Below are 10,053 nucleotides of genomic sequence, written 5' to 3' on the forward strand. Positions count from 1 at the left end.
GTAATTATTTCAAAGCTGTAATGTGCTTGTCAGGCGCCTTTTCAGCATTTGGTCGACAAGGCGCCAGGAACTCAAAAACCATTTGCCTGTGGCCGAAAAACACACGGCTTCTTAAGGCAAATCAGATGCTTCCGACCGTTTTCAACCTCGCGCGTGGGTGGATTTCGGCCTGCGACAACACGGTCGTCTGGGCCCGGAACCGCTCGACCAGGGAGCGGACGAAGGGACGAATTGCCGCAGAGGTCACCAGCACCGGCGCCTCGCCTTCGCGGGCGGCGCGCTCGAAGGCCTCGCGCACGCCGGTCATGAATTCCGACAGTTTCGAGGGCTGCATCGCGAGGCTGCGCTCTTCGCCCTGGCCGACGATGGATTCGGCAAAGGCCTGCTCCCATCGCGCCGACAGCGCGATGAGCGGCAGATAGCCGTTATACGACGTATTCTGCGCACAGATCTGCCGCGCCAGCCGGGCGCGGACATGCTCGACCATGGTCGCGGGGTTGCGCGAGAAGGCGAGCGAATCGGCGATGCCTTCGAGGATGGTCGAGAGGTCGCGGATCGAGATGCGCTCGGCGAGCAGCAGCTGGAGAACGCGCTGGATGCCGGAGACCGTGACCTGTGCGGGCACGATGTCCTTGACCAGTTCGCTCTGCTCCTTCGGCAGCTCCTTGAGCAGCTTCTGCACCTCGCCATAGGAGAGCAGGTCCGACATGTTGGCCTTGAGCAGCTCGGTGAGGTGGGTCGAGAGCACGGTCGCGGCGTCGACGACGGTGTAGCCCTTGAGCGAAGCCTCTTCCTTGAGGCTGGCGTCGACCCAGGTCGCGGGCAGGCCGAAGGTCGGCTCGGTGGTGTGGATGCCGGGCACCTGCACCTGGCTGCCGCCGGGGTCCATGACCATGAACTGGTTCGGCCAGATCTTGCCGGTGCCGGCGTCGACCTCCTTGATCTTGATGATGTAGGTGTTGGCTTCGAGCTGGACGTTGTCGAGAATGCGGACCGCCGGCATCACAAAACCCATCTCGATCGCGAGCGAGCGGCGCAGCGCCTTGATCTGCTCGGTGAGGCGATCGGTACCGTCGGGACCGTTGACGAGCGGCAAGAGCGCATAGCCGAGCTCGATCTTGAGGTCGTCGATCTTGAGCGCCGCCGAGATCGGCTCCTCGGCCGCCGCGGAGCCGGGGGCACCGGGTGTCCCGGCAGCGGGGGCGGCCTTTGCAACTGCTTCGGCCTTGGCCGTCGCGCGGTTGCGGTTGCGCGCGTTCCAGGCCAGTGCGCCGGCGCCGGCGCCGAGCAGGAAGAAGGGGATGGTCGGAATGCCCGGCAGCGCGGCCAGCACCAGCATGACCGCCGATGACATCGCGAGCGCCTGCGGATAGCCGGAGAATTGCTTCATCAGCGCCTTGTCGGCAGCACCGGAAACGCCGGCCTTGGAGACGAGCAGGCCCGCCGCGGTCGAGACGATCAGCGCCGGCACCTGGGTGACGAGGCCGTCACCGACGGTCAGCAGCGTGTAGCTGCGGCCGGCGTCCGCAAAGGACAGGCCCTGCTGCGCCACGCCGATGATCATGCCGCCGACGACGTTGATGAAGACGATCAAAAGGCCGGCGATGGCGTCGCCGCGGACGAACTTCGAGGCACCATCCATGGCGCCGAAGAAGCCGCTCTCGTCCTCCAGCGCCTTGCGACGCTCCTTGGCGACCTTTTCGTCGATCAGGCCGGCGGACAGGTCGGCGTCGATCGCCATCTGCTTGCCGGGCATGGCGTCGAGGTGGAAGCGGGCGGCGACTTCGGCGATGCGGCCCGAACCCTTGGTGATGACGACGAAGTTGACGATGACCAGGATGGCGAAGACGATGATGCCGATGACGAAATTGCCGCCCATCACGAAGCTGCCGAAAGCCTCGATGACGTGACCGGCGGCATCCGTGCCTTCGTGCCCGTGCGACAGGATCAGGCGGGTCGAGGCCATGTTGAGCGACAGCCGCAGCATGGTTGAGATCAAGAGGATGGTCGGGAAGGCGGAGAATTCCAGCGGCGCCTGGATGAACAGCGAGGTCATCAGGATCAGGATCGACAGCGTGATCGAGATCGCCAGGAACAGGTCCAGTACGATCGCCGGCAGCGGCAGGATCAGCACCACGAGGATGGTGAGGATGCCGAGCGCGAGCGCGATGTCGCCGCGCTTGAGGATGGTGACGATTTCGGAAAGGGTCGGGAAGCCGGCGTTCGTGCCGCCTACGCCTTGTCCCGCGGTGACGTCGACCATGGTAGCTGCTCCCCCGCGCGACTGCCGTCCGCGCGCCCCAAACGTCTGCGCGGCGGCCGATGGGCCGCCGTTTCGAAAGTGAGGCACCGCACTGGCGTCCACGGGAACTCCCGTTCTACGCGGCTGACGACACTCGACTCCACTGGGCAATTTTTGCCCGGTGTATGGTTAGCAAAGGGTTAACAAGTGGTGCGGCAGGAGGTCAGACCGGGGTGTTTCGGGCCTCCCAGGTCGTCATTCCGGGCCCGCATAGGGAGGCGCGCCCCGGAATGACCGATCGTGGAACGTCGAGGCGGCCTATTTCGCCTTCTGGATGTTCGTCACCGTGTAGCCCGACGCTGCCTCTTCGGCTTCAAACGACACCTTGTCGCCGACCTTCACCTGCTTGAGCATGGCGGGATCCTTGACGCGGTAGACCATGGTCATGGGCTCGTCCATGCCGAGGCTTTTGGCGGGGCCGTGCTTGAGCGTGATCTTGCCGGCGCTTTCATCGATCTTCTTGACTTCGCCGCTGATGGAAGCGGCTTGCGCCAGCGGACTTACGGTCAAGCCCAGCGTCAGTGCGAACGCCGCGATGACGCGAATGATCGGCTTCATGGCTCTCTCCATTGTCTTCATTTCACGGTGACGTGGCCGACCATGCCGTAGTCGCGATGGTCCGGGATCAGGCAGGAAAATTCGAAGGTGCCGGCTTTGGTGAACTTCCAGACGATCTCGGCCGTCTTGTTCGGCGCAAGCCGCACCCCGTTCGGGTCGTCGTGCTCCATGTGCGGGTGCTTCTTCATCACCTCGGCATGCGCGAGGTTCTCCTTAGGTGTGGCGAGCAGGAATTCGTGGTCCTCCTTGCCGATATTACGCAGCACGAAGCGGATCTGCTCGCCGCGCTTCACATTGATGTTCGACGGCTCGTAGGACATTTCGCTCAACGCGATCTCGATGGTGCGCGCCGGCTTGTTGGGGTCGCCGGGCTCGCCGGCCGAAAAGCCGTGATGGTCGTGACCCTCGTGCGCGAACGCAGGTGCGATCGACAGCGCGGCCAGCGTCAAGGCGAGTTTGATCGTCTTCTTCATTGTAGTCTCCAGTTGGTGGTTCATCGAAACGCTCACATCTTCATCTTGTGCGCCGGCGAGGCCGGCTGCCGCGCCGGCTCCGCCGCGGGCGGGGCGACCTCGTAGGCGACGGTGCCTTGCGGGAATTGATAGGGGCCGGGATCGCGATAATCGTCGCGCGCAAGGCCCTCGCGGATCTTCATCACCGTAAACATGCCGCCCATCTCGATCGGGCCGAACTGGCCGGCGCCGCTCATCATCGGCAGCGTGTTGTCGGGCGCCGGCATTTCCATGTTGCCCATCGCCATGCCGGACTGGCCCATCACCATCGCGTCAGGGGCGAGCTTGCCGACCGCCTTGGCGAGATCCTTGCGCGAGACGCCGATCATGTTGCGCATGTCATGCCCCATCGCATTCATGGTGTGGTGAGACTTGTGGCAGTGAAACGCCCAGTCGCCGGGATTGTCGGCGAGGACGTCAAACACGCGCACGGCGCCGACCGGCACGTCGGTCGTCGTCTCCGGATACTGCGCGCTCTCGGGAATCCAGCCGCCGTCGGTGCAGGTCACGGCAAAGCTGTGGCCATGCAGATGGATCGGGTGGTTGGTCATGCTGAGATTGCCGATGCGCACGCGCACCTTGTCGCCGAGCCTGACCGGCAGCGGATCGATGCCCGGAAACACCCGCGCATTCCAGGTCCACATGTTGAAGTCGGTCATCTCGTTGACCCGCGGCAGATAGGTGCCGGGATCGACGCGATGGGTGCTCATCACGAAGACGAAGTCGCGGTCGACGGGGCGGAAGTTCGGGTCGCGCGGGTGCACGACGACCATGCCCATCATGCCCATCGCCATCTGCACCATCTCGTCGGAATGCGGGTGGTACATGAAGGTCCCGCTCTTCTTCATCTCGAACTCGTAGACGAAGGTCTTTCCCGGCTCGATATGCGGCTGGGTCAGTCCGCCGACGCCGTCCATGCCACTCGGGATGATCATGCCGTGCCAATGCACGGTGGTGTATTCGGGCAGGCGGTTGGTGACGAAGATGCGAACCTTGTCGCCCTCGACAGCCTCGATGGTCGGCCCCGGCGACTGGCCGTTGTAGCCCCAGAGATTGACCTTCATGCCCTCGGCGAACTCGCGCACCACGGGCTCGGCGACGAGATGAAACTCCTTCCAGTCGCCGTTCATGCGAAACGGCAGCGTCCAGCCGTTCAAGGTGACGACGGGATGATAGTCGGGACCGCTAATGGGATGCAGCGGCGGCTGCATCACCGCCTTGTCCATATGGGCTGCTTCCGGAATCGATGCGGCCTGGACGCGGCCGCTGACGGCCGATGCGCTCACGAGTGCGGCGGTGCCTAAAAATCCTCGGCGGGAAAACATGCTGGCCTCCATGTCAGTGGCCGCCATCGGCAGGTGCTGCCGCGGCGATATTGGTGGGATCGTCGCCGCCCGAAGCAGGCGCGCCGCCGCCATTGACGGCAGTCTGCAAATCGGACTGGGCGAGGAAGAAGTTTTGCCTGGCGTCGATCGCGCCGCGCAGCGATGCGAGGCGCTGCCGCGCTTCGGTCAGGAGTGCGAAGATGTCGACCTGCATGCTGGAGAAGCGCAACTGTATCTCCTCGGTGATGATTTTTCGCAGCGGGATGATCTCGCGCTGGTAGTGGCTCGCGATATCGTAGGTGGAGCGATAGACACGGTAGGCATCGCGCGCTTCCGAGCGGACGTTCACGGCCCGCTCGGTCAGGCGATTGAAGGCGAGATTGTAGGTCTCCGCGGCCTGGCGTACGCGGACCTCGCCGCCGTCGAAGATCGGGATCTGGAACTGCACGTCGAAACCGCGCTCGCGGAACGGAGCGCCTTCCGGATCCTGGGTCCGGCGTGAGATGCCGGCGAGATCGAGCAGCGTGACGAAGCGGGTCGCCTCGGTGAGGTTCAACGATTTTGCCAGCGCCGTCAGCTCGAGCCGCGCGATCTGCAGGTCGATGCGATGGGCCACCGCATCGGCTTCGATCGAGGGCAGAGCCTGCGGCCGGCGCGGCAGCGGCGGCAACGCGTTGGGCAAACGGAAGTCGAGGCCGTCGTCCCACAGCCCCATCAGCCGTGCCAGCTTTTCGCGCGCGCTCGTCGCCGCCTGGCGTGCGGTGGCGAGATCGGCGGTGGTCTCGGCGTAAAACACCCGCTCGCGAGCCTGGTCGAGCTTGTTGATCGAGCCGGTCTCGCCGAGCTTCACCGCGAGTTGCGCAGTCGATTCCGCCGTCGCCTTCGCGTCTGTCAGCAGGACCACCATCTCGTTTCCGGCGACTGCGCGAACGTAAGCGCGCCGCACATCGGCGGCGAGCCGAAGCGTAGCCAGCGCCGCACGCAATTGCGCCTGACGAAAGCGCTCGCGCGCGATGTCGGGTCGGAACGGCAGCGTGGCCAACGCCAGGATGTCGCCGACGACCTGGCGCTCGATCTCGCTGGCGCCATTGCCCGAGATGCGCGAGACCGAGAACACCGGATTGGGCGGCAGGCTCTGCTCGACCAGCTCCGTCTCGGCCAGCGCCAGTTCGTTATAGGCGGCCTGCAGCCCCTTGTTGTTGAGCAGCGCGACCTGCACGGCGGTCTCTATGGTCAGCGTCCGCGACAGCAACTGGCGAACGCGTGTGTCGACTGCACCGGCTCCGTCGGCCGTTCGCACAAAGGCGACGTCCTTCCTGATGGTCTGGCTCGTCAGCTCGGAGACCGCTGTCATGCCGCTGTCGGGCGAGAACGCGGCGCAGCCGGAGAGGCCGAGCGCGCCGAGAACGAGCAGGCTCCGTGCAAAATACTGTGCCATGGCGCGCTCCTACCGGTCTTGCTTCGGCTGCGGCGTGACGGCGTCGTTGCGCTCGCGCCATGGCGCCGGCGCTGCAGGCCGCAGGCTCGTATAGGGCGCGACGGTCGAGCGATAGTCGACGCGCGCTGGCTTTGCCGCGGGATCGGTTGGATCCGCGCCGGCCACGGACGTTGTAGCCGGCATGCAGCCGGACAATGCCAATGCGGCTGCGGCCAGCAGCGGCCAATGGAATCGAAAGTGACCTCCACGCGCCGCAGATGCGGCGGCGGACTTCGCCCCGAGAAGCGTAAGCATGATTTATCCCTGATCTGTCTGGAGACCACAGGTGCGCGCGCGCGGATTGCGCGCCCGGCCTGACGTCGTGGAATCAGATCAGATGATGGGAGGGCGGTAGAGCAGCGGCGGCGCCGTGCTGTGCAGGCTGGCCACGATCTCGGGCGCACAGCTGGAAACCGGCCGAAGCGGCTTTGCGAAGCTCGGCAGATCGGCCGGCAACGCGCTGACGCACATCATGGCGCAGCACGGACCTGCTTTGCCCTTGCCATCATGGTGATGCGGGGCGGGCATGTCCTGTGCAGCGGTCTGGTGATGCGCGTGCATGCCGGCGTGGTCATGGGTCGCGCCGTCATGCGTGTGGCTTGCCGGCATCGCTTGACGGATCGGCACGAGATCGGCGAGCAGCGCATCATCAAGGCACGGCGCCGGGCCGTTGCCCCAGGCAAGAGCCGCCGCCGGCGCGAGCACGCAGAACAGATAGGCCAGCGCAATGAAGCGCCCCACCCTGATCCGCATCGATCGCGTCAATTGCAACAACATCCCACTGACATGCTCTTCGCGCGGCAACCTTGCACACGCAGATTGCAAACTAATGGCAAAGCGCGATTTCGCCAAGCTCTTCTTACCGCAGTGCACGGCGCATGCCCAATATCGCGGCACGATGCTTGACCGCAAGGCGGTCAGCGAACATGGTCCGCGCCGTGCACGCACCAAATCACCCAGGACAAAAACCGGCCTCATTCACCCCTGACTCCCGTCAGGCCTGGGTGCGGCTTTTGCTCGCACTGCTGATCGGCTCGATCGGCGGCGTGGGCATGTGGGCGGTCGTCGTGGTGATTCCCGTCGTGCAGGCCGAATTCGCCGCCACGCGCGGCGCGGTGTCGCTGGCCTTCACACTGATGATGTTCGGATTCGGGCTCGGTGGCGTGATCGCCGGCAAGATCACCGACAAGTTCGGCATCGTGCCGGCGATGGCGATCAGCATCGCCTTTCTCGGCGTCGCCAATACGCTCGCGGGACTGTCGACCCAGCTCTGGCAGTTCGTCGCCGCCTATTTCCTGATCGGGCTCGGCACGTCCGCGACCTTCGCACCGCTGATGGCGGAGGCCTCGCACTGGTTCGAGCGCTATCGCGGTCTGGCTGTGACCATCGTCGCGAGCGGCAATTACGTGGCCGGCACGATATGGCCGCCGCTCATCAACACTGGCATTGAGAGGATCGGCTGGCGCTCCACCCATATCGGCGTCGCCCTCGTTTGCGTGGTGTTGATGTCGCTTCTGGTTCTGGTCCTGCGCGCGCAGATGGGCGACGACAAGGTCCGGAATCACGCCAATGCGGCGCCGCCCCGCGTCGATCTCAGGCTCTCGACCAACACGCTGACGGTGCTGCTCTCGATCGCCAGCATTTCCTGCTGCGTCGCCATGGCGATGCCGCAGGTGCATATCGTCGCCTATTGCGGCGATCTCGGTTACGGCGTGGCGCGTGGCGCCGAGATGCTGTCGCTGATGATGGCCTGCGGCATCGTCAGCCGTATCGGCTCGGGTTATCTTGCGGACAAGATCGGCGGCATTCCGACTCTGCTGATCGGAGCACTGGCGCAGGGCTTTGCGCTGGTGTTTTACCTGTTCTTCGACAGCCTTACGTCGCTGTATCTGATCTCCGCGATGTTCGGCCTGTTCCAGGGCGGCATCGTGCCGAGCTACGCCATCATCGTGCGCGAGGCCATGCCGGCCAGCGAAGCCGCGACCCGCGTCGGCATCGTGATCTTTGCCTCCGTATTCGGCATGTCCTTTGGCGGCTGGGTGTCCGGCATCATCTTCGATGCCACCGGCTCCTACGCGGCTGCGTTCGCCAACGGCGTAGCATGGAATGCCCTTAATATCGGCATCGTCCTGACGCTGCTGATCCGCTCGCGGATGAATTCGGTCAAGACAGGGCCGGGTTTTGCGACCTAGGGCGCCGTCACGTATCAGCCTCCGCTGGATCTGGTTGGTCCTTGTTGTCGTGCTGCTGGATCAGGGCACGAAGCAGCTCGTCGTCGGTTGGCTAGAGCCCGATCGTCCGATGATCATCTTCTCGTCCACGGCATTGCCATCCATCGACTTCGTGCTGTCCTACAACAAGGGTGTCTCGTTCAGCGTCCTGCGGTTTGCCGACAATGCACAACGCTGGCCGCTGGTTGGCCTCTCGCTCCTCGCCTGCGGCTTGTTGGCCTGGTGGCTTAGTCGCGTGCCGCCTGGCCAGCCGATCCTGGCAACCGGACTTGCCCTGATCATTGGCGGCGCGCTTGGCAATATGCTGGACCGCGCGCGGATCGGCTCGGTGGTCGACTTCGTCCACCTATCCTACCAGGCCTGGTCGTTCGCCATTTTCAACGTCGCCGACACCGCGATCACCTTGGGCGCCATCGCGACCGTGGTGTCCTTATGTCTGGAGGCGGCCTAAACCGCCTGTCCCGCCTTCAGCAGCGAGCAGCCGGTGATCTTGTAGCTTCCGTCGGCCTGCTGTTCGAGCGTGTAGAGCGCTTCCCAGGCCTCGCCATTGGCATCGATGATTTGAACGCGCTGGGCGATTGAGCTGCCTTCGATCTTGCTCTCGCCGAACTCAAAACTCTTGTGACGATAGACCGGTGCGTAGCCCCTCTGCACCATGGACATGAAGATGTCGGGCGCGGGGAAGATCTCCTTGATCGCCGGCGCGGCCTGGGAATAGGCCGCAGCCGCATCGTCGTGCGCAAAAGCTTGTTCCTGAGCCCGGATCACGCCTTGCGCTGTCGCGACATCGTCGGCGCGCGCGGAGATGGGACCGCAAGCAATACTGAGAACGATGAGCAAGGCGGCAATGCGCATGGCAGGCTCCGCGTTGAAATCCCGGCGATGCTGATCCTAGCATGACCGTGGAAGATACGGAGGCGCTATCGCTTCCGTTTCACCGCCGGCTTCGCACGCTTGGCGGTGCGCGCCTTAGTGCCGGCGACGGGCTGCACGCGAAGACCGTCGACAAACACGTCGAGCATCCGCAGCACCGAGGATTGCCAGCCGGGCTGGTCGTGCATGTAGCACATGCCGACGAGGGCCCTGAGCAGGTCATGCGGACTGACATCCCCACGCATCTCGCCCGCCGCGACCGCGCGGTCGAGCAGTGAGCCGATCGCCTTGGTCAGACGGTCCATCGAGAACGCCGCCAGGTCCGACGAACTCTGGAACGTCAGCGCCAGTGCGGCCGACATGCCCTTTTTCGTGGCGACAAATTCGACGTTGGAGCGCAGCCAGCGCCGGAGCGCGTCCACTGGATCCTTGGCGTTCTTGAGCTGCTCGGCGAGTTCGCTGAGCTGCTCGACCTCACGACGGTACACCGCCTCGAACAGATCCTCGCGCGTCGGGAAATGCCGGTAGAGCGTGCCGATGCCGACGCCGGCGCGTTTGGCCACGGCCTCCAGGCTTGCCTCGGGGCCACCGGCGTTGAACACGACCTTGGCCGCCTCGAGCACGCGCTCCCGATTGCGCACGGCATCGGCGCGGGGCTTTCGGATCTGGTCGGTGTGGTCGTCCATGCCGACAATGTAGATCACGAATTGGTTAGATTGAACCCTTGGCTAGCTGCACCGCGTTGTCTGCGCACGGGCTTTTGACGAATTCCAAT

At 64.5% G+C, this 10,053-nt stretch carries 12 protein-coding genes; 3 read left to right on the forward strand and 9 right to left on the reverse strand.

The genetic code is table 11. The features are described 5' to 3' along the window. Positions 1-121 precede the first annotated feature (121 nt). The 7 genes from flhA to FXB40_RS21130 all read right to left on the reverse strand — a co-directional run bounded on the left by flhA (position 122) and on the right by FXB40_RS21130 (position 6,915). Positions 122-2,263: a flagellar biosynthesis protein FlhA gene (gene flhA, locus FXB40_RS21100; protein ID WP_187437027.1), complete on the reverse strand. Its 2,142-nt coding sequence runs from the start codon at positions 2,261-2,263 to the stop codon at positions 122-124. A 297-nt stretch (positions 2,264-2,560) separates the two neighbouring features. Then, the gene (locus FXB40_RS21105) at positions 2,561-2,860 is read right to left on the reverse strand and encodes a copper-binding protein (protein WP_187437028.1); all 300 of its coding nucleotides are present in this window, start codon (positions 2,858-2,860) and stop codon (positions 2,561-2,563) included. A 17-nt stretch (positions 2,861-2,877) separates the two neighbouring features. After that, positions 2,878-3,333 (reverse strand): cupredoxin domain-containing protein, encoded by a 456-nt coding sequence (locus FXB40_RS21110; protein ID WP_187437029.1) that lies wholly within the window; start codon positions 3,331-3,333, stop codon positions 2,878-2,880. A gap of 32 nt (positions 3,334-3,365) precedes the next feature. After that, positions 3,366-4,697, reverse strand: coding sequence for a copper oxidase (locus FXB40_RS21115; protein ID WP_148774103.1), 1,332 nt, complete (start codon positions 4,695-4,697; stop codon positions 3,366-3,368). 13 nt (positions 4,698-4,710) lie between these two features. Next, positions 4,711-6,135, reverse strand: a complete 1,425-nt coding sequence (locus FXB40_RS21120; protein ID WP_148774104.1) for a TolC family protein — start codon at positions 6,133-6,135, stop codon at positions 4,711-4,713. Between the two features lie 9 nt (positions 6,136-6,144). Further along, positions 6,145-6,429: a hypothetical protein gene (locus FXB40_RS21125; RefSeq protein WP_148774105.1), complete on the reverse strand. Its 285-nt coding sequence runs from the start codon at positions 6,427-6,429 to the stop codon at positions 6,145-6,147. A 78-nt stretch (positions 6,430-6,507) separates the two neighbouring features. Further along, positions 6,508-6,915 (reverse strand): hypothetical protein, encoded by a 408-nt coding sequence (locus FXB40_RS21130; RefSeq protein WP_430647845.1) that lies wholly within the window; start codon positions 6,913-6,915, stop codon positions 6,508-6,510. On the opposite strand from FXB40_RS21130, the gene FXB40_RS48010 reads away from it, so the two are divergent. Genes FXB40_RS48010 through lspA form a run of 3 tightly spaced genes read left to right on the forward strand, consistent with a single transcriptional unit; the run spans position 6,902 to position 8,856 of the window. Next, positions 6,902-7,162 carry a hypothetical protein gene (locus tag FXB40_RS48010; RefSeq protein WP_187437067.1) on the forward strand — a complete coding sequence of 87 codons (261 nt, stop codon included), beginning with the start codon at positions 6,902-6,904 and terminating at the stop codon, positions 7,160-7,162. The two genes, FXB40_RS21130 and FXB40_RS48010, sit on opposite strands and share 14 nt — an antisense overlap. After that, positions 7,101-8,366, forward strand: coding sequence for an MFS transporter (locus FXB40_RS21135; protein WP_148774107.1), 1,266 nt, complete (start codon positions 7,101-7,103; stop codon positions 8,364-8,366). Before FXB40_RS48010 ends, FXB40_RS21135 begins: the two co-directional genes overlap by 62 nt. Beyond that, a complete protein-coding gene (lspA, locus tag FXB40_RS21140) occupies positions 8,356-8,856 on the forward strand; it encodes a signal peptidase II (protein WP_283812932.1) in 501 nt (166 codons plus the stop codon). Before FXB40_RS21135 ends, lspA begins: the two co-directional genes overlap by 11 nt. Here the strand turns inward: lspA and FXB40_RS21145 are convergent. Both FXB40_RS21145 and FXB40_RS21150 read right to left on the reverse strand, forming a co-directional pair. Next, entirely contained in the window at positions 8,853-9,260 is a 408-nt protein-coding gene (locus FXB40_RS21145) for a DUF4864 domain-containing protein (protein WP_148774109.1), read from the reverse strand. The two genes, lspA and FXB40_RS21145, sit on opposite strands and share 4 nt — an antisense overlap. A 65-nt stretch (positions 9,261-9,325) precedes the next feature. After that, complete coding sequence (locus FXB40_RS21150; protein ID WP_187437031.1) at positions 9,326-9,964, reverse strand: TetR/AcrR family transcriptional regulator; 639 nt, start codon at positions 9,962-9,964, stop codon at positions 9,326-9,328. Positions 9,965-10,053 lie beyond the last annotated feature (89 nt).

Origin of the sequence: Bradyrhizobium rifense (assembly GCF_008123425.1) — a bacterium.
Classification (GTDB): Bacteria; Pseudomonadota; Alphaproteobacteria; order Rhizobiales; family Xanthobacteraceae; genus Bradyrhizobium; species Bradyrhizobium rifense.